Annotated in this window: 28 protein-coding genes; 25 read left to right on the forward strand and 3 right to left on the reverse strand. The window is 43.7% G+C overall.

Features of this window, described 5'->3' with window-relative positions:
- Positions 1-61 precede the first annotated feature (61 nt).
- From MKY10_RS08880 to MKY10_RS08915, 8 genes are read left to right on the forward strand one after another with little or no spacing between them, the layout of a single operon-like run.
- Entirely contained in the window at positions 62-580 is a 519-nt protein-coding gene (locus MKY10_RS08880; RefSeq protein ID WP_003226126.1) for a YqeG family HAD IIIA-type phosphatase, read from the forward strand.
- 3 nt (positions 581-583) lie between these two features.
- Positions 584-1,684, forward strand: a complete 1,101-nt coding sequence (gene yqeH / locus MKY10_RS08885) for a ribosome biogenesis GTPase YqeH (protein WP_003229966.1) — start codon at positions 584-586, stop codon at positions 1,682-1,684.
- 17 nt (positions 1,685-1,701) lie between these two features.
- Positions 1,702-2,544 (forward strand): shikimate dehydrogenase, encoded by an 843-nt coding sequence (gene aroE, locus MKY10_RS08890; protein ID WP_003229967.1) that lies wholly within the window; start codon positions 1,702-1,704, stop codon positions 2,542-2,544.
- Entirely contained in the window at positions 2,538-2,828 is a 291-nt protein-coding gene (gene yhbY / locus MKY10_RS08895; protein ID WP_003226133.1) for a ribosome assembly RNA-binding protein YhbY, read from the forward strand. Before aroE ends, yhbY begins: the two co-directional genes overlap by 7 nt.
- Before the next feature lie 11 nt (positions 2,829-2,839).
- Positions 2,840-3,409, forward strand: a complete 570-nt coding sequence (locus MKY10_RS08900) for a nicotinate-nucleotide adenylyltransferase (RefSeq protein ID WP_048655097.1) — start codon at positions 2,840-2,842, stop codon at positions 3,407-3,409.
- The gene (gene yqeK, locus MKY10_RS08905) at positions 3,399-3,959 is read left to right on the forward strand and encodes a bis(5'-nucleosyl)-tetraphosphatase (symmetrical) YqeK (protein WP_048655098.1); all 561 of its coding nucleotides are present in this window, start codon (positions 3,399-3,401) and stop codon (positions 3,957-3,959) included. Before MKY10_RS08900 ends, yqeK begins: the two co-directional genes overlap by 11 nt.
- A gap of 17 nt (positions 3,960-3,976) precedes the next feature.
- Entirely contained in the window at positions 3,977-4,333 is a 357-nt protein-coding gene (gene rsfS, locus MKY10_RS08910; RefSeq protein WP_014480315.1) for a ribosome silencing factor, read from the forward strand.
- Positions 4,330-5,073, forward strand: coding sequence for a class I SAM-dependent methyltransferase (locus tag MKY10_RS08915; protein WP_029946669.1), 744 nt, complete (start codon positions 4,330-4,332; stop codon positions 5,071-5,073). Before rsfS ends, MKY10_RS08915 begins: the two co-directional genes overlap by 4 nt.
- A 65-nt stretch (positions 5,074-5,138) precedes the next feature.
- On the opposite strand, the gene comER is transcribed toward MKY10_RS08915, so the two are convergent.
- Complete coding sequence (gene comER, locus MKY10_RS08920; protein WP_024572261.1) at positions 5,139-5,960, reverse strand: late competence protein ComER; 822 nt, start codon at positions 5,958-5,960, stop codon at positions 5,139-5,141.
- A gap of 83 nt (positions 5,961-6,043) precedes the next feature.
- Here comER and comEA point away from each other — a divergent pair, with 83 nt between their 5' ends.
- The 3 genes from comEA (at position 6,044) to MKY10_RS08935 (ending at position 9,634) form a co-directional block, all read left to right on the forward strand.
- On the forward strand, positions 6,044-6,664 hold the full coding sequence (gene comEA, locus MKY10_RS08925) for a competence protein ComEA (RefSeq protein ID WP_024572262.1): 621 nt from the start codon (positions 6,044-6,046) through the stop codon (positions 6,662-6,664).
- A gap of 66 nt (positions 6,665-6,730) precedes the next feature.
- Positions 6,731-7,300, forward strand: coding sequence for a ComE operon protein 2 (locus tag MKY10_RS08930; protein ID WP_003229978.1), 570 nt, complete (start codon positions 6,731-6,733; stop codon positions 7,298-7,300).
- Positions 7,301-7,303: 3 nt separating this feature from the next.
- Positions 7,304-9,634 carry a DNA internalization-related competence protein ComEC/Rec2 gene (locus MKY10_RS08935; RefSeq protein ID WP_339226406.1) on the forward strand — a complete coding sequence of 777 codons (2,331 nt, stop codon included), beginning with the start codon at positions 7,304-7,306 and terminating at the stop codon, positions 9,632-9,634.
- Positions 9,635-9,673: 39 nt separating this feature from the next.
- On the opposite strand, the gene MKY10_RS08940 is transcribed toward MKY10_RS08935, so the two are convergent.
- Entirely contained in the window at positions 9,674-9,808 is a 135-nt protein-coding gene (locus tag MKY10_RS08940) for a YqzM family protein (RefSeq protein ID WP_003229983.1), read from the reverse strand.
- A gap of 40 nt (positions 9,809-9,848) precedes the next feature.
- Between MKY10_RS08940 and MKY10_RS08945 the strand changes: the two genes are divergently transcribed.
- Positions 9,849-9,998 carry a hypothetical protein gene (locus MKY10_RS08945; protein WP_003229985.1) on the forward strand — a complete coding sequence of 50 codons (150 nt, stop codon included), beginning with the start codon at positions 9,849-9,851 and terminating at the stop codon, positions 9,996-9,998.
- Between the two features lie 39 nt (positions 9,999-10,037).
- Positions 10,038-11,081 carry a DNA polymerase III subunit delta gene (holA, locus tag MKY10_RS08950; protein ID WP_015251674.1) on the forward strand — a complete coding sequence of 348 codons (1,044 nt, stop codon included), beginning with the start codon at positions 10,038-10,040 and terminating at the stop codon, positions 11,079-11,081.
- Positions 11,082-11,095: 14 nt separating this feature from the next.
- Here the strand turns inward: holA and rpsT are convergent, their stop codons facing one another.
- Positions 11,096-11,362 carry a 30S ribosomal protein S20 gene (rpsT, locus tag MKY10_RS08955; protein ID WP_003229989.1) on the reverse strand — a complete coding sequence of 89 codons (267 nt, stop codon included), beginning with the start codon at positions 11,360-11,362 and terminating at the stop codon, positions 11,096-11,098.
- A gap of 203 nt (positions 11,363-11,565) precedes the next feature.
- Between rpsT and gpr the strand changes: the two genes are divergently transcribed.
- From gpr to mtaB, 12 genes are all read left to right on the forward strand, one after another.
- Positions 11,566-12,672, forward strand: coding sequence for a GPR endopeptidase (gpr, locus tag MKY10_RS08960; protein ID WP_014480309.1), 1,107 nt, complete (start codon positions 11,566-11,568; stop codon positions 12,670-12,672).
- A gap of 62 nt (positions 12,673-12,734) precedes the next feature.
- Positions 12,735-13,940, forward strand: coding sequence for a spore autolysin SpoIIP (gene spoIIP / locus MKY10_RS08965; protein WP_014477383.1), 1,206 nt, complete (start codon positions 12,735-12,737; stop codon positions 13,938-13,940).
- Positions 13,941-13,956: 16 nt separating this feature from the next.
- On the forward strand, positions 13,957-14,295 hold the full coding sequence (locus MKY10_RS08970; RefSeq protein ID WP_014477382.1) for a YqxA family protein: 339 nt from the start codon (positions 13,957-13,959) through the stop codon (positions 14,293-14,295).
- A gap of 133 nt (positions 14,296-14,428) precedes the next feature.
- A complete protein-coding gene (lepA, locus tag MKY10_RS08975; RefSeq protein WP_003229999.1) occupies positions 14,429-16,267 on the forward strand; it encodes a translation elongation factor 4 in 1,839 nt (612 codons plus the stop codon).
- Positions 16,268-16,319: 52 nt separating this feature from the next.
- Entirely contained in the window at positions 16,320-17,459 is a 1,140-nt protein-coding gene (gene hemW, locus MKY10_RS08980; RefSeq protein WP_015251676.1) for a radical SAM family heme chaperone HemW, read from the forward strand.
- An 80-nt stretch (positions 17,460-17,539) separates the two neighbouring features.
- On the forward strand, positions 17,540-18,571 hold the full coding sequence (gene hrcA / locus MKY10_RS08985; protein WP_003246126.1) for a heat-inducible transcriptional repressor HrcA: 1,032 nt from the start codon (positions 17,540-17,542) through the stop codon (positions 18,569-18,571).
- Positions 18,572-18,642: 71 nt separating this feature from the next.
- A complete protein-coding gene (gene grpE / locus MKY10_RS08990; protein ID WP_003230005.1) occupies positions 18,643-19,206 on the forward strand; it encodes a nucleotide exchange factor GrpE in 564 nt (187 codons plus the stop codon).
- Positions 19,207-19,229: 23 nt separating this feature from the next.
- Positions 19,230-21,065: a molecular chaperone DnaK gene (gene dnaK / locus MKY10_RS08995; protein WP_015251678.1), complete on the forward strand. Its 1,836-nt coding sequence runs from the start codon at positions 19,230-19,232 to the stop codon at positions 21,063-21,065.
- Between the two features lie 199 nt (positions 21,066-21,264).
- Positions 21,265-22,392, forward strand: a complete 1,128-nt coding sequence (gene dnaJ / locus MKY10_RS09000) for a molecular chaperone DnaJ (protein ID WP_061891051.1) — start codon at positions 21,265-21,267, stop codon at positions 22,390-22,392.
- Between the two features lie 24 nt (positions 22,393-22,416).
- Positions 22,417-23,352: a 50S ribosomal protein L11 methyltransferase gene (gene prmA / locus MKY10_RS09005; RefSeq protein ID WP_004398884.1), complete on the forward strand. Its 936-nt coding sequence runs from the start codon at positions 22,417-22,419 to the stop codon at positions 23,350-23,352.
- Positions 23,353-23,374: 22 nt separating this feature from the next.
- The gene (locus MKY10_RS09010; RefSeq protein WP_015251679.1) at positions 23,375-24,145 is read left to right on the forward strand and encodes a 16S rRNA (uracil(1498)-N(3))-methyltransferase; all 771 of its coding nucleotides are present in this window, start codon (positions 23,375-23,377) and stop codon (positions 24,143-24,145) included.
- The gene (mtaB, locus tag MKY10_RS09015) at positions 24,145-25,500 is read left to right on the forward strand and encodes a tRNA (N(6)-L-threonylcarbamoyladenosine(37)-C(2))-methylthiotransferase MtaB (protein WP_003230017.1); all 1,356 of its coding nucleotides are present in this window, start codon (positions 24,145-24,147) and stop codon (positions 25,498-25,500) included. Before MKY10_RS09010 ends, mtaB begins: the two co-directional genes overlap by 1 nt.
- The last annotated feature ends 19 nt before the right edge of the window (positions 25,501-25,519 follow it).

Below are 25,519 nucleotides of genomic sequence, written 5' to 3' on the forward strand. Positions count from 1 at the left end.
CGCAAGTTCGATTTTTTTCGACAATCATTTTGAAAGAAAGAAAAAGGGAAGGGTGCGGGTTTTGTTAAAAAAGTTTTTTTTACCTGACGAGTTTGTAAAAAATATTTTTCATATTACACCTGAGAAATTAAAGGAACGAAATGTAAAAGGGATTATTACTGACCTGGATAATACGCTTGTTGAATGGGACAGACCGAATGCGACGCCGCGATTGATCGAGTGGTTTGAAGAAATGAAGGAACACGGCATTAAAGTGACAATTGTCTCTAATAATAACGAAAGAAGAGTGAAACTTTTCTCAGAACCGCTTGGAATCCCATTCATCTATAAAGCAAGAAAACCGATGGGTAAAGCCTTTAATAGAGCGGTGCGCAATATGGAGCTGAAAAAAGAGGACTGCGTTGTCATCGGAGACCAGCTGCTGACCGATGTACTCGGGGGAAACCGAAACGGCTACCATACGATTTTGGTCGTGCCAGTCGCTTCCTCTGACGGATTCATTACGCGCTTTAACCGCCAGGTCGAACGCAGAATACTGAGTGCTCTCAAACGAAAAGGGCACATTCAGTGGGAGGAGTAAGAAATGGAAAAGGTTGTTTGTATCGGGTGCGGAGTTACGATCCAAACCGAGGACAAAACAGGTTTGGGGTACGCGCCGCCTGCATCGCTTACGAAAGAAAATGTGATTTGCCAGCGTTGCTTCAGACTGAAAAACTATAATGAAATACAAGATGTCTCCTTAACTGATGATGATTTTTTGAACATTCTTCACGGTATTGGAGAAACGGACTCTCTTGTCGTAAAAATTGTTGATATTTTTGATTTTAACGGCAGCTGGATTAATGGGCTGCAGCGCTTGGTGGGGGGAAACCCTATCTTATTAGTTGGCAATAAAGCGGATATTTTGCCTAAGTCACTGAAAAGAGAACGTCTGATCCAATGGATGAAGCGTGAAGCGAAAGAGCTTGGCTTAAAACCGGTTGACGTATTTTTGGTTAGTGCGGGACGCGGCCAGGGAATCAGAGAAGTAATTGACGCGATTGAGCATTACCGCAATGGAAAAGACGTCTATGTTGTCGGATGTACAAATGTAGGAAAGTCAACCTTTATTAACCGGATTATTAAAGAAGTGTCAGGTGAAGAAGATATTATTACAACATCCCAATTTCCTGGCACAACCCTTGATGCGATTGAAATCCCGCTGGATGACGGTTCATCGCTTTATGATACACCGGGAATTATCAACAACCATCAAATGGCGCATTATGTCAATAAAAAGGATCTGAAAATATTATCTCCTAAAAAGGAGCTGAAGCCTCGCACATTCCAGCTTAATGATCAGCAAACACTGTATTTTGGCGGACTTGCAAGGTTTGATTATGTGTCTGGGGAAAGATCTCCTTTTATTTGCTATATGCCGAATGAGCTGATGATTCATAGAACAAAACTTGAAAATGCAGACGCGCTTTATGAAAAGCATGCAGGGGAATTGCTCACACCTCCGGGTAAAGATGAAATGGATGAGTTTCCGGAATTGGTCGCCCATACGTTTACGATAAAAGACAAAAAGACAGATATCGTTTTCTCTGGGTTAGGCTGGGTTACTGTCCATGACGCCGATAAAAAGGTAACTGCATACGCGCCAAAAGGCGTTCATGTATTTGTTCGACGTTCATTAATTTAAGAAAAGGGGAGAGGAGTATGAAAAAGCTGTACGGGGTTATCGGAAATCCGATTGGCCATTCTATGTCACCTGATATTCATAACGCATCATTGAAAGACCTCGGGCTTGACGGACATTATCATGCCTTCAAGGTAGAAGAGAATGATCTGGAGGATGCGGTAAAAGGAATAAGAGCTCTAGGCGTACAAGGAATCAATGTGACTGTTCCGCACAAGGTTTCCATTATGGATTATCTGGATCATATTGATGAGAGTGCAAAAGTGCTCGGTGCCGTAAACACGGTCAGAAGAGAGGGAGATAAGCTTGTCGGATACAATACCGATGGGGAAGGCTTCGTGAAGTCATTAATGAAGGTATTAGACAAGCCCATCTCTGAACTGTCATTCTTAATGATCGGCGCTGGCGGAGCGGCGAGAGCCATTTTTACAACAATTGTCCGAAATACCCCGAAAAAATTTGACATTTGCAACCGGACGTTAGAAAAAGCAAAGCGGCTTACAGAAGCTACTCCCTCGTTTCACAATAAAGAAGTATTAAGCATAAAAGAAGCAGAAGAACGTCTTGAGCAGTATGATGTTATCATCCATACAACGTCTGTGGGCATGTATCCGAACGTGGACGATGTGCCGCTTTCATTACAGCGTGCCGCGAGCAGTGCCGTCGTATGTGATATCGTGTATAATCCAATACAGACGGCCCTTTTAAAAGAAGCAAGCCAAAAAGGCTTGAAAACACTCGACGGTGTGGGCATGTTTGTTGAACAGGCAGCATTGTCTTTCCAATTGTGGACTGGACAAGAGCCTAATATTGAAAAAATGAGATCCATTGTAATAGGAAAATTAGGAGGAACAGAATGTTAACAGGTAAACAAAAACGTTTTTTGCGTTCAAAAGCGCATCATTTAACGCCGATTTTTCAAGTAGGTAAAGGCGGAGTAAACGACAACATGATTAAACAAATTGCTGAGGCGCTTGAAGCGAGAGAGCTCATTAAAGTCAGCGTGCTTCAGAATTGCGAAGAGGATAAAAACGATGTAGCGGAAGCTCTTGTAAAAGGAAGCCGCTCTCAATTGGTGCAGACAATCGGCAATACGATTGTGTTATATAAGGAATCAAAGGAAAATAAACAAATCGAGCTTCCTTAAAGGTGGTTGAAATGAAGAAAATCGGAATTTTCGGAGGCACGTTTGACCCTCCGCATAATGGTCACCTCTTAATGGCGAATGAGGTGCTGTACCAGGCAGGGCTTGATGAAATTTGGTTTATGCCTAATCAAATTCCGCCGCATAAACAGAACGAAGACTATACCGACAGCTTTCATCGCGTGGAAATGCTAAAGCTTGCAATTCAATCTAATCCGTCCTTTAAGCTGGAGCTTGTTGAAATGGAAAGAGAAGGGCCATCATATACCTTTGATACCGTTTCTTTACTGAAGCAGCGTTATCCAAATGATCAGCTGTTCTTTATTATCGGCGCTGATATGGTTGAATATTTGCCGAAATGGTATAAGCTGGACGAGCTGCTGAACCTCATTCAATTTATTGGAGTAAAGCGCCCCGGTTTTCATGTTGAAACCCCTTATCCGCTTCTCTTTGCAGACGTTCCGGAATTTGAGGTATCATCAACTATGATAAGGGAACGGTTTAAAAGCAAGAAGCCCACTGACTACTTAATCCCTGATAAAGTGAAGAAGTATGTAGAGGAGAATGGTTTATATGAATTGTGAGGAGGCACTTGCATGCGTGAAGCAGCAATTGACCGAACACCGATATATCCATACGGTTGGCGTGATGAACACGGCGATCGAACTTGCGGAGCGTTTTGGAGCCGATTCTAAAAAAGCGGAAACAGCGGCAATCTTTCATGATTACGCCAAATTCCGCCCGAAAGAAGAAATGAAACAAATTATTGCGCGAGAAAAAATGCCTGCGCATTTATTGGATCATAATCCGGAGCTCTGGCACGCTCCGGTCGGCGCTTATTTGGTCCAAAGAGAGGCAGGGGTTCAAGATGAAGACATTCTTGACGCCATTAGGTATCATACCTCAGGGCGCCCCGGCATGACACTTTTAGAAAAAGTCATTTACGTTGCTGATTACATTGAGCCAAATCGGGCATTTCCCGGTGTCGATGAGGTGCGTAAGCTTGCTGAGACAGATTTGAATCAAGCGCTGATTCAGTCCATTAAAAATACAATGGTTTTTCTTATGAAAAAAAATCAACCGGTTTTTCCAGACACATTTTTAACGTATAACTGGCTTGTGTCTGGCAGCTGAACAGGAGGAATTTGTGAATGAACCAAAAGTCCATTTTAAAGATCGCAGCTGCGGCTTGCGACGATAAACGGGCAGAGGATATTTTAGCACTGGATATGGAAGGTATTTCTCTGGTTGCTGATTATTTTCTGATCTGCCACGGAAATTCAGATAAACAGGTACAGGCGATTGCCCGTGAAATCAAGGATCAGGCTGATGAAAACGGCATTCAAGTTAAAAAGATGGAAGGCTTTGATGAAGCAAGATGGGTTCTCGTTGATCTAGGCGATGTGATTGTCCATGTCTTCCACAAGGATGAAAGAAGCTACTACAACCTTGAAAAGCTGTGGGGAGACGCTCCGCTCGCAGATCTTGATCTTGGAATGAATCAATGATTTATCAAGGCTTTGCAAGCGTGTATGACGAGTTAATGTCACACGCTCCTTACGATCAATGGACAGAATGGATTGAAGCATCTCTCCCGGAAAAAGGCCGTATTCTCGATCTAGCATGCGGCACGGGGGAAATCTCCATCCGGCTTGCCGAAAAAGGCTTCGAGGTTACAGGCATCGATCTCAGCGAAGAGATGCTTTCTTTCGCCCAGCAAAAGGTATCGAGTAGCCAGCCTATTTTATTTCTTCAGCAGGATATGAGAGAGATTACTGGCTTTGACGGTCAGTTTGACGCTGTTGTGATATGCTGTGACTCATTAAATTATTTAAAAACAAAAAATGATGTGATCGAAACCTTTAAAAGTGTATTTCGGGTATTAAAGCCTGAAGGCATTTTGCTGTTTGATGTCCATTCATCTTATAAAATTGCGGAAGTCTTTCCGGATAGCACATTTGCTGACCAGGACGAAGATATCAGCTATATCTGGCAGAGCTTTGCCGGAAGTGGCGAGCTTTCTGTCATTCATGATATGTCGTTTTTTGTGTGGAATGGAGAAGCGTATGATCGTTTTGATGAGACACACGAGCAAAGAACGTTCCCAGTGGAAGAATACGAAGAAATGCTTAAGAACTGCGGCTTTCAGCTCCATCGCGTGACAGCTGATTTTACGGATACCGAGCCATCAGCACAATCAGAACGCCTATTTTTCAAGGCGCAGAAATCAAAAACCATCGTTTCCTAAAACGATGGTTTTTTAAAATGCTTTTTTATGCTTTTGCAGTACAGACGAAAGTATGACATACTCGCCTACACATGAAACTGCTTTTTCACTGCGGAAATATCCTCCTCGTACTTCATATGAGTATTTTGAAATACCCGGTGAAACATATCCTGCACACCGCTTTCCAGCGCTTTAATGCCTTCTCCTGTTACACCGCCTTTAACGCAAACCTTTTCCTGTAATGCAGGCAGGGTATACAATTCGGTTTCTAACAGTTTTCCCATTCCGACAAGCATTTCCTTACACATCAAAATCGCGTCCTGTTTAGACACTGATGTCTCCGAAACAGCTGCATCTATAAACCGCTGGATCAGATAGCTCATAAAAGCAGGGCCGCAGCTTACGATGTCTGATGCAACCCTCGTGATGTCACTTTCAATTTGCAGCGGATGAGAGATATGCTGCATCAGCTCATTGATTTTCGCTTTTGCAGATTCGCTGCAGCTTGTGCCGAAAGTGACGAGAGAAACACCTGCCAGCGCTCTGTTCGTAATACTTGGGATCACTCGCGCCACTTGACACGGCACATATTGTTCGAGCTGTTCGGTTTGAACGGGGCTAGTAATTGAAATGAGAATATGATCTTTTCTTAAATAAGGTAACGCTCTTGCCAGTAAAGGATATATATCAAGCGGCTTAACACAAATAAAAATCATCTCGTTCTCAGAAACGAGCTTTTCGAGACTTTCGGTAACGTTTATGCTGTTGTAGCGGTTTTTTATGTGTAACGCTTTTTCAATTGTGCGGTTTGTGATTGTTATGTTTGAGGGATCGGCTGCTTTTGATTCAATAAATGATTCGATAAGGATCGTACCCATATTTCCTGTGCCGATAAAGCCTATCTTCAATGGTTTCCCCTCCTTTGAGCTATTATCCTCTAAACCATATGTGTTATGAAAATAAAATATGACGAAAGCGGGGAACATGCACGATGAATTGGTTGAAGCAGCATAAGAAAGCAATTATTTTAGCGGCTTCTGCGGCTGTTTTCACAGCGATTATGATCTTTCTGGCCACAGGGAAAAATAAAGAGCCGGTGAAGCAAGCTGTACCAACAGAGACAGAAAATACAGTGGTAAAGCAGGAAGCAAACAACGACGAGTCAAACGAAACAATTGTGATAGACATCAAAGGTGCTGTTCAGCATCCTGGCGTTTATGAAATGCGAACAGGGGACAGAGTATCTCAGGCAATTGAGAAAGCGGGCGGGACCAGTGAACAAGCAGACGAAGCGCAAGTAAATTTGGCGGAGATTCTGCAGGACGGGACAGTGGTGTACATCCCGAAAAAGGGAGAGGAAACAGCAGTGCAGCAAGGTGGTGGTGGAGGGTCTGTCCAAAGCGATGGAGGGAAGGGAGCGCTGGTGAATATCAATACAGCAACCTTAGAGGAGTTACAAGGCATCTCAGGGGTGGGGCCATCCAAAGCTGAAGCTATTATTGCATACCGGGAAGAAAACGGTCGTTTCCAAACAATTGAAGATATCACTAAGGTTTCAGGAATAGGTGAAAAGTCATTTGAGAAAATAAAGTCTTCCATTACAGTAAAGTGATTTGACGGTCATGCATTATGATAGGTAAACTAAAGGTCAGGCAATACAACATTTGGAGGGAACAACGTGGAACGAATTTCATGGAATCAATACTTTATGGCTCAAAGCCATTTATTGGCGCTGCGCAGCACATGTCCGAGATTATCTGTCGGCGCTACTATAGTCAGAGACAAACGCATGATAGCAGGAGGCTACAACGGGTCAATCGCGGGCGGCGTACATTGTGCAGATGAAGGATGCTTAATGATAGATGATCATTGTGCAAGAACGATTCACGCTGAAATGAATGCGATTCTTCAATGTTCTAAGTTTGGGGTGCCGACTGATGGAGCGGAGATTTATGTGACGCATTATCCGTGCATTCAATGCTGCAAATCTATTATTCAAGCTGGTATCAAAACGGTTTATTATGCTGAGGATTACAAAACACATCCGTATGCGCAGGAATTATTTGAACAGGCGGGTGTAACTGTTGAACAGGTTGAACTCGATGAAATGATCGTTGATCTGAAAAACAGAGAAAAGCTTTCATTTGTAGCGGGTCTTATAGGGAAATTGGCCGATGCCGGTTTAGCGGAGGAAGAATTGAAAAAGATACATGAACAGGCGAATACACTTTTCACGAGCTACGTGTGATGAATGCGTAATTCGCGTTTGTTATTGCCTATGGCGGCAGCTTCGGCAACGGTTGGAATTACTGCCGCCGCTTATTTCCCCGCTATTTTTCTTTTCATCCTCCTTCTCCTCATCATTTTAATCAAAACGAGGCACGCTTTTCTTATTATTGTTTGTTTCTTCTCTTTTATATTGTTTTTTGTACTGTATGCAGTCACAGATTCTCAGAATGTCTCTTCCTATCGGCAGGGAACTTATCAATTCAAGGCAGTGATTGACACTATTCCCAAAATTGACGGCGACCGTATGTCTATGATGGTTGAGACACCTGATAAGGAAAAATGGGCTGCTGCGTATCGCATTCAGTCTGCTGGTGAAAAAGAACAGCTGTTATACATAGAACCAGGAATGTCATGTGAATTGACTGGTACATTAGAAGAACCGAAACACGCAACTGTGCCGGGTGCATTTGATTATAACGAGTATCTTTATCGGCAGCATATTCATTGGAACTACTCTGTCACGTCTATCCAAAACTGCAGCGAACCTGAAAATTTCAAGTACAAGGTGCTCAGTTTGAGAAAACATATCATATCATTCACAAACAGCCTTCTGCCTCCTGATTCGGCAGGGATTGTACAGGCACTTACAGTTGGTGACAGATTTTATGTGGAGGATGAAGTGCTTACCGCGTATCAAAAGCTTGGTGTTGTCCATCTCTTGGCAATATCAGGACTCCATGTGGGGATTTTGACAGCAGGTTTGTTTTATATCATGATCCGCCTTGGTATAACTAGAGAGAAGGCGTCAATTCTGTTGCTGTTATTTCTGCCGTTCTATGTGATGTTGACCGGCGCTGCTCCTTCAGTGCTACGCGCCGCTCTCATGTCGGGTGTTTACTTAGCTGGAAGTCTTGTCAAATGGCGTGTCCACTCTGCAACTGCAATTTGCCTTTCATACATCGTCCTTCTGCTCTTCAATCCTTATCATCTCTTTGAAGCCGGTTTTCAGCTATCGTTCGCCGTCAGTTTTTCTTTAATTCTATCCTCTTCTATTTTTCAGCAGGTTAAAACCTCCTTGGGGCAGTTGACAATTGTATCACTCATCGCTCAGCTGGGCTCGCTTCCGATTCTCCTATATCATTTTCATCAGTTTTCTATCATCAGCGTACCGATGAATATGTTGATGGTACCATTTTATACCTTCTGTATTTTGCCGGGAGCTGTAGCAGGTGTTCTTCTATTAAGTCTTTCCGCTTCGTTTGGGAGATTGTTTTTCAGCTGGTTTGATTTATTGATAAGCTGGACCAATAGGCTAATCACAAACATTGCAGATGTTGATGTGTTCACGATTATGATCGCACATCCTGCACCTGTTTTGCTTTTTTTATTCACGGTCACGATCATCCTATTGCTTATGGCGATTGAAAAACGCTCCTTGTCGCAGTTGATGGTAACCGGCGGCATTTGCTGCACGGTGCTGTTTCTGCTCTTTATATATCCGTGTCTTAGTTCCGAAGGAGAAGTGGATATGATAGATATTGGACAGGGTGACAGTATGTTTGTAGGTGCTCCGCATCAGCGGGGTCGTGTCTTAATTGATACCGGCGGCACTTTGTCTTACTCGTCAGAGCCTTGGCGCGAAAAACAGCATCCGTTTTCACTGGGGGAAAAGATGCTGATTCCGTTTTTAACTGCTAAGGGAATCAAACAGCTTGACGCTTTAATTCTGACGCACGCTGACCAAGATCATATCGGAGAGGCGGAGATTCTGCTGAAGCATCATAAAGTAAAGCGCCTCGTGATTCCGAAAGGGTTCGTTTCTGAACCTAAAGATGAGAAAGTGCTGCAGACAGCCAGAGAAGAGGGAGTGACAATTGAAGAGGTGGAGCGAGGCGATGTATTGCAAATAAAGGATTTGCAGTTCCATGTACTGTCACCTGAAGCACCTGATCCGGCAAGCAAAAATAATTCCTCTCTCGTTCTGTGGATGGAGACGGGCGTTCTGAGCTGGATCTTGACGGGTGATCTGGAGAAAGAAGGGGAACAGGAGGTGATGGACGTGTTTCCAAATATTAAAGCAGATGTCTTAAAGGTGGGGCACCATGGGAGCAAAGGCTCTACTGGTGAAGAATTCATCCAACAGCTTCAGCCGAAAACGGCCATTATCTCAGCCGGGAAAAACAATCGGTACCATCATCCTCATCAAGAAGTTCTGCAACTATTACAGAGACATTCTATCCGTGTGCTGCGAACAGATCAAAACGGAACGATCCAATATAGATACAAAAACAGAGTTGGAACCTTTTCTGTCTATCCTCCATATGATACATCAGATATAACAGAGACGAACTAAAAAAGACTGCCGAGAAATCAGCAGCCCGGGCAGTCGCTGTTATGAACCAACTAGGTGAATAACCGTTGCCATGACAAACAAGAAGGCGAAAAATCCGAAGGACACAACAAAACCAACAGCTGAATCTACAGCATCATTTCGTTTGCTTTGAACGTTTTTTTCAAAATCATTCAACTTTATCCCTCCTGACTGACTTAAGTATAATGGAATTGTTTTGAAAAATCTAGAAGCTAAGGTAACGTTTTCTGTTCTGGTGATTATCGCCTTTTTACAAGCTGTCCCGGGGGCTTGCGAACAGGCGTTTAATATAAATGGGGAAGCAGCAGTCAGGCTTCCTCTTTACTATTTTGCAAACTCAATTTAGGATAGAAGGGGATGATGAAAGAGAGGAAGTCGTACAACAATGGTATTTGATGTGTGGAAAAGCCTGAAAAAAGGAGAGGTCCATCCGGTTTATTGTTTATACGGAAAAGAGACATATCTGCTGCAAGAAACCGTCAGCAGGATCAGACAGACGGTCGTTGATCAGGAGACAAAGGATTTCAATCTGTCCGTTTTTGATCTGGAAGAGGACCCGCTGGATCAAGCAATTGCAGATGCTGAAACGTTTCCGTTTATGGGGGAGCGGCGTCTTGTCATTGTGAAAAATCCATATTTTTTAACAGGTGAAAAGAAAAAAGAAAAAATTGAGCACAACGTCAGTGCGCTTGAATCATATATACAATCACCTGCTCCTTACACAGTCTTTGTCCTGCTTGCTCCGTATGAAAAGCTTGATGAGCGGAAAAAGCTGACGAAAGCGTTAAAAAAGCACTCGTTTATGATGGAGGCGAAGGAATTAAACGCAAAGGAGACAACAGACTTTACTGTCAACCTTGCAAAAACAGAGCAAAAAACAATTGGCACTGAAGCGGCGGAGCATTTGGTTCTGCTTGTGAATGGACATCTGTCATCGATTTTTCAGGAGATTCAAAAGCTCTGCACGTTTATTGGAGATCGTGAAGAAATTACGCTGGATGATGTGAAAATGCTTGTTGCTAGAAGCCTTGAACAAAATATTTTTGAGCTGATCAATAAAATCGTCAACCGAAAACGAACTGAGAGTCTGCAAATTTTTTATGATTTGCTTAAACAAAATGAAGAACCGATCAAAATTATGGCGCTTATTTCGAACCAGTTCCGGCTGATTCTGCAGACGAAGTACTTCGCGGAACAGGGATACGGACAAAAACAAATCGCTTCTAATCTAAAAGTTCACCCATTTCGGGTAAAGCTGGCGATGGATCAAGCAAGGCTTTTTTCAGAGGAGGAGCTCCGTTCAATTATTGAACAGCTTGCCGTCATGGACTATGAGATGAAAACCGGGAAAAAGGACAAGCAGCTTCTGCTCGAACTGTTCCTTTTACAGCTGTTAAAAAGAAATGAAAAAAACGATCCCCATTATTGAGGATCGTTTTTATATTATGCAGAAAGTCCGTTCACTTTTTTCGCTAGTCTTGATTTGTATCGAGCTGCGGTATTTTTGTGTACAAGACCTGTTTTCACTGCTTTATCAATACGTTTAGCTGCTTCAGTAAGAGCAGTTTTCGCTTTGTCAGCTTCGTTGTTGGCAACAGAAGCTTCAACTTGTTTGATTGCAGTACGCATAGCAGATTTGATTGTCGCGTTATGAACGCGGCGTTCGTTGTTTGTTTTTGTACGTTTAATCGCTGATTTAATGTTTGGCATGTGTTTCACCTCCTAAGATACAACCTGTAGCACAGTGTCTTAAGGTTAAATCTTCTTCACAATAGAACAAATTGTATTCTATCAAACACACCTTTAGATTGCAATATAAATGTAAAGTATTTTTCATTGAAGGTTCTCTTTTTAGCATGATTCATTCAGCAAATGGCAACAATATAGGTACTTAATGTGAAGGAGGCCCCTGTATGAAAAAGAGTGAGCTGGATGTGAATCAGTATTTGATACGGACCGATTTGGCAGTGGAAACGAAGGAAGCAATGGCCAATCAGCAGGCTGTGCCGACAAAAGAAATTAAAGGCTTTATTGAAAAAGAGCGTGATCACGGCGGCATTAAAATCCGCACAGTTGATGTTACAAAGGAAGGCGCAGAGCTTTCGGGAAAAAAAGAAGGGCGCTATTTAACGCTTGAAGCACAGGGAATCAGGGAGAATGATTCGGAAATGCAGGAGAAGGTCTCTGCTGTCTTTGCGGAGGAATTCTCAGCTTTTCTTGAAAACCTTAATATCTCAAAAGATGCGAGCTGTTTGATTGTTGGGCTCGGCAACTGGAACGTGACACCTGATGCGCTTGGACCGATGGCAGTAGAAAATCTGTTGGTAACAAGGCACTTGTTTAAGCTTCAGCCGGAAAACGTACAGGAGGGTTACAGGCCTGTCAGTGCATTTGCACCGGGTGTAATGGGGATAACAGGAATCGAAACAAGTGACATTATTAAAGGTGTGATTGAGCAATCGAAGCCTGATTTTGTCATAGCCATTGATGCGTTGGCGGCGCGGGCGGTGGAAAGGGTCAACACAACCATTCAAATATCGGATACAGGCATTCACCCGGGATCTGGAGTGGGGAATAAACGAAAAGATTTAAGCAAAGACACGCTTGGTGTTCCGGTGATTGCTATCGGTGTTCCGACAGTAGTTGATGCCGTGACAATTGCCAGCGACACGGTGGACTACATATTAAAACATTTTGGCAGAGAAATGAAGGATAACAGGCCATCAAGATCGCTTGTTCCGGCAGGCATGACGTTTGGGAAAAAGAAAGTGCTCACTGAAGAAGATCTTCCCGATCAAAAGCAGCGCCAATCGTTCCTAGGGATTGTCGGAACCCTTCAAGAAGATGAAAAACGGCAGCTCATTCACGAGGTGCTTTCGCCTTTAGGGCACAACTTAATGGTTACGCCGAAGGAAGTCGATTCATTTATCGACGATATGGCAAATGTTTTAGCGAACGGATTAAACACAGCGCTTCATGAAAAAGTGTCACAAGAAAACAAAGGCTCCTACAATCACTAAACAGTTCTACTTCCTCTAGCTTGTTCATAGAGTAATTACTAGACAAGCGCTGGAGGGATTCAATGAGAAATAAACGCAGAAACAGACAAATTGTTGTTGCGGTAAATGGCGGGAAAGCGGTAAAAGCCATCTTTCTATTTATCGTAAGCCTTATCGTGATTTTTGTTCTATCCGGTGTGCTGACGTCTCTCCGGCCGGAACTTAGGCCGTCGTCTGACTCTTTTTATGGGATTGCTGAAGAATTGCCGGGTGACGTATTTGCACATTTGCTGCGGATGGAAAACCATTATTTCGCTTCTGACCTCTCTCAAACAGACAGCTCATTTCATCTTTCTCGTCTTTCTTTAAAGCTGGCGACGAGCATTAACCTCGAAGATCCGCGGAGCTTTCTCGGTCGGGAGCTGCCGGGGTTTGCACAATTTGATACCGAGATTTTGTTAGCTGGACAAGGGACCGATTATACGAATATGCCTGCGGAATCGCCGCCGCCGTCTAAGGTGATGGAGGAAGAAAGGGAAGCGAATTTGGCAGAGATTGAAAAACAGCAAACGCAATCAGATAATGCGCAAAAAGATCCGCCCAAACAAACAACAGGTGATAAAAAGGTCGTGTTTATCTATCACACGCACAATACGGAATCATATCTCCCTCTATTAAAAGGCGAGACCGATCCTGACATGGCGCGCCATTCTAAAGCCAACGTCACGCTTGTAGGAGATATGTTCGGACAAGCGCTTGAATCCCAGGGAATCGGAGCCACAGTGAATAAAACCGATATACAGTCAAAATTGAATAAAAAAGGCTTAAACTATGCCAGGTCCTATGATGAATCAAGGCCGGTCGTGAAAGACGCCCTCGCTTCAAACAAAAATCTGCAATATATCATTGACATCCACAGAGACTCTCGGCGCAAAAAAGACACAACCGCAACGATTAAAGGGAAAAGCTATGCCAGGGTAGCCTTTGTCGTCGGGAAAAAAAGCAAAAACTTCGAAGAAAACTATAAAATTGCGAGTGAGCTTCATAAACTGATGGAGAAAAAATACCCCGGACTTAGCACAGGTGTCTTTTCCAAAGGCTCGCCAGGCGATAATGGTGTTTACAATCAGGATTTAACCGATAGAGCGCTTTTGCTCGAGTTTGGCGGAGTGGATAATAATCTCGAAGAGCTGCAGCGTGCGGCTAACGCGGCCGCGGACGTATTCAGCGAAATGTACTGGGATGCTGAAAAGGTCAACGCAGCGAGCGGGGAGACGAAAAAACAATAAGAAATAGGTGGTTGATTTGATTGCATACTTTGGAAAGTGCTTACTGCTTGTCACGATCATGTTTTTAGGCGTTCTGTTCGGCATGCAGCAGGCAAACAACGGGATGCTGAGTATGAAAGGCTATCATGACCCTTCACTGAAGGGGGCGTTTACGCTCACCGACGGAAAAGATAATGAAAAAGAAGCCTCAATCCTAGGAGAAACAGTCACGGCAAAAGATTTAGAAGAAAAACAAAAAGAGCTGGAAAAGGTGGAGACATTCAATATGTTTTCAAAAGCCGGAAAAGCGCTTTCGGACACCGTAACCAATACTGCCCAGTCAATGTATGAATGGATACGGGATATGAATCAATAAGTACGTGAAAGAGAAAAGCAGCCCAGATATGATAGGGAACTTTTCTCTTTCTTGTTTTACATTGAATCTTTACAATCCTATTGATATAATCTAAGCTAGTGTATTTTGCGTTTAATAGTAGGAGTGATAGATTGTGACAGATAAAGAAAAGCGTTTAGAGAGGCAATCGAGAATACGGAATTTCTCTATCATTGCCCATATTGACCACGGAAAATCGACCTTAGCGGATCGTATTTTAGAAAAAACGTCGGCAATCACTCAACGAGAAATGAAAGAACAATTGCTCGATTCTATGGATCTTGAACGTGAGCGGGGCATAACCATTAAATTAAACTCTGTTCAGCTTAAATATAAAGCAAAAGACGGAGAAGAATATATCTTTCATCTAATCGATACGCCGGGACACGTCGACTTCACGTATGAAGTATCCCGAAGCCTTGCTGCCTGCGAGGGAGCGATTCTTGTCGTGGATGCAGCCCAGGGGATTGAAGCGCAGACGCTCGCCAATGTCTACTTAGCGCTTGACAACGATCTTGAAATCCTTCCGGTCATCAATAAAATCGACCTTCCGAGCGCCGAGCCCGAACGTGTGCGCCAAGAGGTAGAAGACGTTATCGGCCTTGACGCATCAGAAGCCGTGCTTGCTTCAGCAAAAGCCGGTATCGGGATTGAGGAGATTTTAGAACAAATCGTAGAAAAGGTGCCAGCTCCGACCGGAGATCCGGAGGCGCCGCTCAAAGCGCTGATCTTCGACTCGCTTTATGACGCCTACCGCGGTGTCGTGGCTTATATCAGAGTCGTTGAAGGAACGGTAAAGCCGGGACAAAAAATCAAAATGATGGCAACCGGCAAAGAATTCGAAGTAACAGAGGTGGGCGTGTTCACGCCGAAAGCAACTCCGACAAATGAACTGACGGTCGGTGATGTAGGCTTCCTGACTGCCTCAATCAAAAATGTTGGTGACACACGTGTCGGTGATACAATAACGAGCGCTGCCAATCCTGCAGAAGAAGCGCTGCCGGGATACCGCAAGCTAAACCCGATGGTGTACTGTGGTTTGTATCCGATTGATACAGCGAAGTATAATGATTTAAGGGAAGCTCTTGAAAAGCTTGAGCTGAATGATTCCTCCCTTCAATATGAAGCGGAAACTTCGCAAGCGCTTGGATTCGGGTTCCGCTGCGGATTTTTAGGCATGCTTCACATGGAGATCATTCAGGAGCGAATTGAGCGTGAGTTCAACATCGACCTGATTACGACAGCGCCAAGCGTTATCTATGACGTGTATATGACAGACGGCGAAAAGGTCGTTGTCGACAACCCGTCCAACATGCCGGATCCTCAAAAGATCGAAAGGGTTGAGGAGCCATACGTAAAAGCGACGATGATGGTGCCGAATGACTATGTCGGCGCTGTAATGGAGCTTTGCCAAGGAAAACGCGGCAATTTCATTGACATGCAGTATTTAGACGCAAACCGTGTCAGCATCATTTATGATATGCCATTAGCGGAAATCGTATATGAGTTTTTTGATCAGCTGAAATCAAGCACTAAAGGCTATGCGTCCTTTGATTATGAACTGATCGGCTACAAACCGTCCAAGCTTGTGAAAATGGACATTATGCTGAATGGTGAAAAAATCGATGCCCTTTCCTTTATCGTGCATCGTGATTACGCATATGAACGAGGAAAAGTGATCGTTGAAAAACTGAAAGAACTCATTCCGCGCCAGCAGTTTGAAGTTCCGGTACAAGCCGCAATCGGCCAGAAAATCGTGGCCCGATCCACCATAAAAGCAATGCGTAAAAACGTATTGGCTAAATGTTACGGAGGGGACATCTCGCGTAAACGGAAACTTCTTGAAAAACAAAAAGAAGGAAAACGCCGGATGAAGCAGGTCGGCTCAGTTGAAGTGCCGCAAGAAGCATTTATGGCAGTTCTGAAAATGGACGACAGTCCGAAAAAACAATAGAAGCCGCCGCAGTCTTGTACTGCGGCTTCTTTCTGTAAAGAAGGTGAATCCGTTGAAATCAGCTTATATCCATATCCCATTTTGTGAGCATATTTGCCACTACTGCGATTTCAATAAATATTTTATTCAAAGTCAGCCAGTCGACGAGTATTTAAACGCACTCGAACAGGAAATGATAAATACAATAGCAAAAACTGGGCAGCCTGATCTCAAAACAATCTTTATCGGAGGAGGCACGCCGACCTCCCTGTCTGAGGAACAGCTTAAAAAGCTGATGGACATGATCAACCGCGTACTGAAGCCCTCAAGCGACTTATCGGAATTTGCGGTTGAAGCGAATCCGGACGACTTGTCCGCAGAGAAATTAAAAATATTAAAAGAAGCAGGCGTAAATCGCCTCAGCTTTGGTGTGCAAACGTTCGAAGACGATCTGTTAGAAAAAATCGGCCGAGTGCACAAGCAAAAAGATGTATTCACCTCTTTTGAAAGAGCGCGGGAAATCGGTTTTGAGAATATCAGTCTTGACCTCATGTTCGGGCTTCCGGGGCAAACCCTCAAGCATCTGGAACATTCCATAAACACTGCTTTATCATTGGACGCCGAGCATTATTCCGTTTACTCCCTTATTGTAGAACCGAAAACGGTATTTTATAATTTGATGCAAAAAGGGCGGCTTCATCTTCCGCCGCAGGAGCAGGAAGCTGAAATGTATGAAATGGTGATGAGCAAGATGGAAGCTCACGGCATTCATCAATATGAAATCAGCAACTTTGCTAAGGCAGGCATGGAATCTAAGCACAATCTAACGTATTGGAGCAACGAACAATATTTCGGTTTCGGAGCCGGCGCTCACGGATATATCGGCGGCACACGAACAGTGAACGTCGGACCTGTTAAGCATTACATTGACCTGATAGCTGAAAAGGGTTTTCCGTACAGAGATACACATGAAGTGACAACAGAAGAACAGATTGAGGAAGAAATGTTTTTAGGTTTGAGAAAAACAGCCGGTGTCAGCAAAAAACGATTCGCAGAAAAATACGGCCGTTCCCTGGATGGACTTTTCCCAAGCGTGTTAAAAGACCTCGCTGAAAAAGGGCTGATTCACAATTCGGAGTCTGCCGTTTATTTGACTCATCAAGGGAAATTATTAGGCAATGAAGTTTTTGGCGCTTTTTTGGGTGAGTTATAATTGACATTTTTCTTGTGGTTTGATACTTTTGTTATAGAATTAGCACTCGCTTATTGAGAGTGCTAACAGAGGTGATGATGATGTTAACAAATCGTCAGCTGCTGATCCTTCAGGTTATAATCAACGATTTTATTAAATCGGCACAGCCGGTGGGATCAAGAACTCTTTCGAAAAAAGATGAAATCACATTTAGCTCTGCAACAATAAGAAACGAGATGGCTGACTTGGAGGAATTGGGCTTTATTGAAAAAACCCATTCATCCTCAGGACGTGTTCCGTCAGAGAAAGGGTATCGGTACTATGTTGACCATTTGCTGTCACCCGTCAAACTGACGAAAAGCGACCTGGACCAAATCCACTCGATCTTCAAAGAGAAAATTTTCGAGCTGGAGAAGACAGTTCAAAAATCAGCGCAAATTTTGTCCGATCTGACGAATTACACATCCATCGTACTCGGGCCGAAGCTGAGTGAGAATTACCTTAAACAGATTCAAATCATTCCGATTCAGCCTGATATGGCGGTAGCGATTCTCGTTACCAATACGGGGCATGTGGAAAACAAAACGATTAACTTTCCGACCAAAATGGATCTGTCTGATATTGAAAAACTGGTAAATATACTGAACGACCGTTTAAGCGGCGTTCCAATGGATGAACTGAATGAGCGCATATTTAAAGAAGTTGTCATGTACCTAAGACAGCACATTAAAAACTATGACAATATACTCGACGCGCTTCGTTCAACCTTTCATTCCACAAATCACGTTGAAAAGTTGTTTTTTGGCGGGAAAATCAATATGCTGAACCAGCCTGAGTTCCATGATATCACCCGAGTTCGGTCGCTCCTTTCATTAATTGAGAAAGAACAGGATGTTTTAAAGCTGGTTCAATCCCCGCACACGGGAATTTCGATTAAAATCGGAAAAGAAAACGACTATGAAGAGATGGAAAATTGCAGTCTGATTACGGCTTCTTATTCCGTAGACCAGAAGCAGATCGGCTCAATTGCGATTATCGGCCCGACACGCATGAATTATTCCAGGGTTGTCAGCCTGCTTCAGCATGTGACTTCGGACTTGTCAAAAGCATTAACAAGTCTGTATGATGAATAAGGGAATTTTGGCAAATTTTATCGAAGGGCAGCACCTGTCCTTCTCCTTACACTTTGAGGGAGGTGAACACAATGTCAGAAGAAAAACAAACCGTTGAACAAAACGAAACAGAAGAGCAAGAAATCATTGAAGAACAAGCTGCCGCTGATGAACAGCAGGAAGAAACAAATGAAAGCGAACTTCTTCAAAACCAAATTAACGAATTGCAAGGTTTGCTTGAGGAAAAAGAAAACAAACTTTTGCGTGTTCAAGCAGACTTTGAAAACTATAAACGACGCAGCCGTTTAGAGATGGAAGCGTCCCAAAAATACCGTTCTCAAAATATCGTCACTGATTTGCTGCCGGCTCTTGACAGCTTTGAACGAGCGCTTCAGGTTGAAGCCGACAATGAACAGACGAAAAGTTTGCTCCAGGGAATGGAAATGGTCCACCGTCAGCTCGTAGAAGCCTTGAAAAAAGAAGGCGTCGAAGCCATCGAAGCTGTAGGGCAGGAATTTGATCCTAATCTGCACCAAGCTGTTATGCAGGCTGAAGACGAAAACTACGGCTCCAACATTGTTGTTGAGGAAATGCAAAAAGGCTATAAGCTGAAGGATCGCGTCATTCGCCCTTCCATGGTCAAAGTGAATCAATAATTACATAGCAGGAGGTTATTCAAGTGAGTAAAGTTATCGGAATCGACTTAGGAACAACAAACTCATGTGTGGCAGTGCTTGAAGGCGGCGAGCCTAAAGTTATTGCTAACGCTGAAGGAAACCGCACAACGCCATCAGTTGTTGCATTTAAAAACGGCGAACGTCAAGTAGGGGAAGTGGCTAAACGCCAATCTATTACAAACCCTAACACAATTATGTCTATCAAACGTCATATGGGTACTGATTATAAAGTTGAAATTGAAGGAAAGGATTACACTCCACAAGAAGTGTCTGCTATCATCCTTCAACACCTTAAATCATACGCTGAAAGCTATCTTGGCGAAACAGTATCAAAAGCAGTTATCACAGTTCCAGCATACTTTAACGATGCTGAGCGTCAAGCTACAAAAGACGCTGGTAAAATTGCAGGTCTTGAAGTAGAACGTATCATCAACGAGCCGACTGCAGCAGCGCTTGCATACGGACTTGATAAAACAGATGAAGATCAAACGATCCTAGTATACGACCTTGGCGGCGGTACATTCGACGTTTCCATCCTTGAGCTTGGCGACGGTGTATTCGAAGTTCGTTCAACTGCCGGCGACAACCGTCTGGGCGGGGACGATTTTGACCAAGTTATCATCGATCATCTTGTGTCTGAATTCAAAAAAGAAAACGGCATTGATTTGTCAAAAGACAAAATGGCGCTTCAGCGTTTGAAAGACTCAGCTGAAAAAGCGAAAAAAGATCTTTCCGGCGTATCTTCTACGCAAATTTCTTTACCGTTTATCACAGCTGGAGAAGCAGGACCGCTTCACCTTGAACTTACATTAACACGCGCTAAATTCGAAGAGCTTTCTTCTCATTTAGTAGAGCGCACAATGGGTCCTGTCCGTCAAGCGCTTCAAGATGCAGGACTTTCTGCAAGCGAAATCGACAAAGTCATCCTTGTCGGCGGATCAACTCGTATCCCTGCCGTACAAGAAGCAATCAAAAAAGAAACTGGAAAAGAAGCGCATAAAGGCGTAAACCCGGATGAAGTTGTAGCGCTTGGTGCTGCGATTCAGGGCGGCGTTATCACAGGTGACGTAAAAGATGTTGTTCTTCTTGACGTTACACCGCTTTCTCTCGGTATCGAAACAATGGGCGGCGTGTTTACAAAACTGATCGACCGCAACACGACGATCCCGACAAGCAAATCTCAAGTGTTCTCAACTGCTGCTGATAACCAAACAGCTGTTGATATCCATGTTCTTCAAGGTGAGCGCCCAATGTCTGCCGACAACAAAACACTCGGCCGCTTCCAGCTTACTGATATCCCGCCAGCACCGCGCGGCGTGCCTCAAATCGAAGTTTCTTTCGATATTGACAAAAACGGTATCGTAAACGTAAGAGCAAAAGACTTAGGCACAGGGAAAGAACAAAACATTACAATCAAATCTTCTTCAGGTCTTTCAGATGAAGAGATCGAACGCATGGTAAAAGAAGCGGAAGAAAATGCTGACGCTGATGCGAAGAAAAAAGAAGAAATCGAAGTCCGCAACGAAGCAGATCAGCTTGTTTTCCAAACTGAGAAAACATTAAAAGATCTTGAAGGCAAAGTGGACGAAGAACAAGTGAAAAAAGCCAACGATGCCAAAGATGCTTTAAAAGCAGCGATTGAGAAAAACGAATTTGAAGAGATCAAAGCGAAAAAAGATGAGCTTCAAACAATCGTTCAAGAGCTTTCTATGAAGCTTTATGAAGAAGCTGCTAAAGCACAGCAAGCTCAAGGCGGAGCAAACGCTGAAGGCAAAGCGGATGACAACGTTGTCGACGCTGAATACGAAGAAGTAAACGACGACCAAAACAAAAAATAAGTTCTTTTTAGTGTCAGCCCCGCTTCCGGAGCTGACCGAAAAGAACACATTTCATAATCTGATTCAATGATTAGAAAGTCAAAGTCAGGCATCTCTTGGCTTTGACTTTTTTTCTTGCCCGGGATAAAAGGAATTGAAAAATCATAATTCAAAATGATACAATCTAATTTATGTGAGAAATTCGGGAGAGTGAAGCGAGATGAGTAAGCGTGATTACTATGAAGTGCTGGGAGTAAGTAAGAGCGCTTCAAAGGATGAAATTAAAAAAGCTTATCGGAAGCTGTCAAAAAAATATCATCCTGATATTAACAAAGAAGCCGGATCAGATGAAAAATTTAAAGAGGTAAAAGAAGCATACGAAACGCTGTCAGATGACCAAAAACGTGTGCATTACGATCAATTTGGTCACACTGACCCTAACCAAGGCTTCGGCGGCGGAGGTTTTGGCGGCGGCGATTTCGGCGGTTTTGGTTTCGATGATATTTTCTCAAGTATATTCGGCGGAGGCACAAGACGAAGAGATCCCAACGCTCCGCGCCAGGGTGCTGATTTACAGTATACGATGACCCTGTCGTTTGAGGATGCTGCTTTCGGTAAAGAAACAACCATCGAAATTCCCCGCGAGGAAACGTGCGAAACATGTAAAGGCTCAGGTGCGAAACCTGGAACAAATCCAGAAACATGCTCCCACTGCGGAGGCTCCGGCCAGTTAAACGTGGAGCAAAATACACCGTTTGGAAAAGTCGTTAACAGACGGGTCTGCCACCACTGTGAAGGTACAGGCAAAATAATTAAAAACAAATGTGCGGACTGCGGCGGCAAAGGAAAAATCAAAAAACGCAAGAAAATCAATGTGACAATTCCAGCCGGTGTAGATGACGGGCAGCAGCTTCGTCTCTCGGGACAGGGTGAACCAGGAATAAACGGCGGCCCTGCTGGGGATTTATTTGTCGTGTTCCATGTACGCGCACACGAGTTCTTCGAGCGTGACGGCGATGATATTTACTGTGAAATGCCGTTAACGTTTGCTCAGGCTGCTCTTGGAGATGAGGTAGAAGTGCCGACGCTGCATGGAAAAGTGAAATTGAAAATTCCGGCCGGTACACAAACAGGAACGAAATTCAGATTAAGAGGCAAAGGCGTTCAAAATGTCAGAGGCTATGGACAGGGTGACCAGCATATCGTCGTCCGCGTCGTTACGCCGACAAATCTGACTGATAAACAAAAAGACATTATCCGCGAATTTGCCGAAGTCAGCGGAAACCTGCCTGACGAACAGGAAATGAGTTTCTTTGACAAGGTAAAACGCGCGTTTAAAGGCGATTAATTATTGGATGAGGAGTTGGTAGTTTTGAAATGGTCCGAATTAAGCATTCACACAACACATGAAGCGGTCGAACCTATCTCAAATATATTGCATGAAGCTGGTGCAAGTGGGGTTGTGATAGAGGACCCGCTTGATTTAATTAAAGAACGTGAGAATGTGTACGGGGAAATCTACCAGCTCGACCCCAATGATTACCCAGATGAGGGTGTCATTGTCAAAGCATATCTGCCGGTTAACAGTTTTCTGGGCGAAACTGTAGACGGCATCAAAGAAACGATTAATAATCTCCTTCTTTACAATATTGATTTGGGCAGAAACCACATCACTATTTCTGAAGTAAATGAAGAAGAGTGGGCGACTGCCTGGAAAAAGTATTATCATCCTGTGAAAATTTCTGAAAAGTTTACAATTGTGCCGACGTGGGAGGAATATACGCCGGTCCATACTGATGAACTGATTATTGAAATGGACCCGGGAATGGCTTTCGGCACAGGGACACATCCGACAACCGTACTCTGCATTCAGGCGCTTGAACGCTTTGTGCAAAAGGGTGATAAGGTGATTGATGTCGGCACTGGTTCGGGAATTTTAAGTATTGCGGCTGCAATGCTTGAGGCTGAATCGGTTCATGCCTACGATCTTGATCCCGTGGCTGTAGAAAGTGCACGCCTTAATCTCAAGCTGAACAAAGTCAGCGATATTGCTCAAGTGAAGCAAAACAATTTGTTAGACGGGATTGAAGGGGAACATGATGTGATTGTGGCCAACATTTTGGCTGAAGTCATTCTTCGCTTTACTTCACAAGCGTACAGCCTGTTAAAAGAAGGCGGCCACTTTATTACGTCAGGAATCATCGGTCATAAAAAACAAGAAGTAAAAGAAGCACTGGAACAAGCTGGCTTTACCATTGTAGAAATCCTTTCAATGGAAGATTGGGTCAGTATTATTGCAAAAAAATAACAGTTAGTAGGTGTCACAGCGTATGCAACGATATTTTATCGAGCTCACGAAGCAGCAAATAGAGGAAGCGCCGGCTTTTTCGATTACCGGAGAAGATGTTCATCATATTGTGAACGTGATGAGAATGAATGAGGGAGACCAGATTATCTGCTGCTCTCAAGACGGCTTCGAGGCAAAATGTGAACTTCAATCTGTTTCCAAAGATAAAGTGTCCTGCCTTGTGATAGAATGGACGAATGAAAACAGAGAGCTTCCGATAAAGGTCTATATTGCGAGCGGCCTTCCGAAAGGAGATAAGCTTGAATGGATTATCCAAAAGGGGACTGAGCTCGGAGCACATGCCTTTATTCCTTTCCAAGCCGCGCGTTCTGTTGTCAAGCTGGATGACAAAAAGGCAAAGAAAAAGCGGGAAAGATGGACGAAAATTGCAAAGGAAGCGGCTGAGCAATCGTACCGTAACGAAGTGCCGCGAGTGATGGATGTCCATTCTTTTCAGCAGCTTCTTCAAAGGATGCAGGATTTCGATAAATGTGTCGTTGCATACGAGGAGTCATCGAAGCAAGGGGAAATAAGCGCATTCAGCGCGATTGTAAGCAGCCTTCCGAAAGGATCATCTCTATTGATCGTATTTGGTCCCGAAGGCGGTTTAACAGAAGCGGAGGTTGAACGGCTCACAGAGCAAGACGGTGTGCCGTGCGGCCTTGGACCGAGAATTTTAAGGACAGAAACCGCTCCGCTATACGCGTTGAGCGCGATTTCTTATCAAACAGAGTTATTAAGAGGTGATCAGTAATGGCAACTGTTGCTTTCCATACGCTTGGCTGTAAAGTCAACCATTATGAAACAGAAGCAATCTGGCAGCTTTTCAAAGAAGCGGGCTATGAAAGAAGAGACTTTGAACAAACAGCTGATGTATATGTCATTAATACATGTACGGTTACAAATACGGGAGATAAAAAAAGCCGCCAAGTGATCAGACGCGCCATTCGTCAAAATCCTGACGGTGTCATCTGTGTCACAGGCTGCTACGCGCAAACCTCACCTGCTGAGATTATGGCGATCCCCGGTGTCGACATTGTAGTCGGAACACAGGACCGTGAAAAAATGCTTGGCTACATTGACCAATACCGAGAAGAACGCCAGCCGATTAATGGCGTCAGCAACATCATGAAAGCAAGAGTATATGAAGAGCTTGATGTGCCTGCTTTCACGGACCGCACAAGAGCGTCATTGAAAATACAGGAGGGCTGCAATAATTTCTGCACATTCTGTATCATTCCGTGGGCGAGAGGCCTGCTCCGCTCCCGCGATCCTGAAGAAGTCATTAAACAAGCGCAGCAGCTTGTTGATGCCGGATATAAGGAAATTGTTCTTACGGGTATTCATACAGGCGGCTACGGCGAAGATATGAAAGATTACAACTTCGCTAAGCTTTTGAGCGAATTAGACACCCGTGTGGAAGGCGTGAAACGGATCAGAATTTCTTCAATCGAAGCCAGCCAAATCACTGACGAAGTGATCGAGGTCTTAGACCGCTCAGATAAGATAGTGAATCATTTGCATATTCCTATCCAATCCGGATCAAACACAGTGCTTAAACGGATGAGACGCAAGTATACAATGGAATTCTTTGCAGACCGTTTAAATAAATTGAAAAAAGCACTGCCAGGCTTAGCTGTTACTTCTGATGTCATCGTCGGGTTCCCTGGAGAAACAGAAGAAGAATTTATGGAAACCTATAACTTTATTAAAGAACATAAATTCTCTGAGCTACATGTTTTCCCTTACAGTAAACGTACAGGAACACCAGCTGCGCGAATGGAAGACCAAGTGGATGAAAACGTGAAAAACGAACGTGTGCACCGCCTGATTGCTCTTTCTGACCAGCTTGCAAAAGAATACGCTTCTCAGTATGAAAATGAAGTGCTTGAGATTATCCCTGAGGAAGCGTTTAAGGAAACAGAAGAAGAAAATATGTTTGTCGGTTACACAGACAATTATATGAAGGTTGTTTTCAAAGGTACGGAAGATATGATCGGCAAAATCGTAAAAGTCAAAATCCTAAAAGCAGGTTATCCTTACAACGAAGGACAGTTTGTCCGTGTGGTTGAGGATGAAATAACTGAACACATGCGTTTGTCTTCTTAACCTAAAAAATCGGTGCATT

It is taken from the genome of Bacillus sp. FSL P4-0290 (assembly GCF_037975435.1).
Taxonomy (GTDB): Bacteria; Bacillota; Bacilli; order Bacillales; family Bacillaceae; genus Bacillus; species Bacillus subtilis.

Coding starts and splice junctions, on each gene's coding strand:
- aroE (WP_003229967.1), top strand. CDS start 1,702: ATGAAAAAGCTGTACGGGGTTATCGGAAATCCGATTGGCCATTCTATG.
- yqeH (WP_003229966.1), top strand. CDS start 584: ATGGAAAAGGTTGTTTGTATCGGGTGCGGAGTTACGATCCAAACCGAG.
- rsfS (WP_014480315.1), top strand. CDS start 3,977: ATGAACCAAAAGTCCATTTTAAAGATCGCAGCTGCGGCTTGCGACGAT.
- MKY10_RS09010 (WP_015251679.1), top strand. CDS start 23,375: ATGCAACGATATTTTATCGAGCTCACGAAGCAGCAAATAGAGGAAGCG.
- holA (WP_015251674.1), top strand. CDS start 10,038: ATGGTATTTGATGTGTGGAAAAGCCTGAAAAAAGGAGAGGTCCATCCG.
- spoIIP (WP_014477383.1), top strand. CDS start 12,735: ATGAGAAATAAACGCAGAAACAGACAAATTGTTGTTGCGGTAAATGGC.
- MKY10_RS08935 (WP_339226406.1), top strand. CDS start 7,304: ATGCGTAATTCGCGTTTGTTATTGCCTATGGCGGCAGCTTCGGCAACG.
- MKY10_RS08900 (WP_048655097.1), top strand. CDS start 2,840: ATGAAGAAAATCGGAATTTTCGGAGGCACGTTTGACCCTCCGCATAAT.
- yhbY (WP_003226133.1), top strand. CDS start 2,538: ATGTTAACAGGTAAACAAAAACGTTTTTTGCGTTCAAAAGCGCATCAT.
- yqeK (WP_048655098.1), top strand. CDS start 3,399: ATGAATTGTGAGGAGGCACTTGCATGCGTGAAGCAGCAATTGACCGAA.
- dnaJ (WP_061891051.1), top strand. CDS start 21,265: ATGAGTAAGCGTGATTACTATGAAGTGCTGGGAGTAAGTAAGAGCGCT.
- grpE (WP_003230005.1), top strand. CDS start 18,643: ATGTCAGAAGAAAAACAAACCGTTGAACAAAACGAAACAGAAGAGCAA.
- comEA (WP_024572262.1), top strand. CDS start 6,044: ATGAATTGGTTGAAGCAGCATAAGAAAGCAATTATTTTAGCGGCTTCT.
- rpsT (WP_003229989.1), bottom strand. CDS start 11,362: ATGCCAAACATTAAATCAGCGATTAAACGTACAAAAACAAACAACGAA.
- MKY10_RS08915 (WP_029946669.1), top strand. CDS start 4,330: ATGATTTATCAAGGCTTTGCAAGCGTGTATGACGAGTTAATGTCACAC.
- gpr (WP_014480309.1), top strand. CDS start 11,566: ATGAAAAAGAGTGAGCTGGATGTGAATCAGTATTTGATACGGACCGAT.
- mtaB (WP_003230017.1), top strand. CDS start 24,145: ATGGCAACTGTTGCTTTCCATACGCTTGGCTGTAAAGTCAACCATTAT.
- hrcA (WP_003246126.1), top strand. CDS start 17,540: ATGTTAACAAATCGTCAGCTGCTGATCCTTCAGGTTATAATCAACGAT.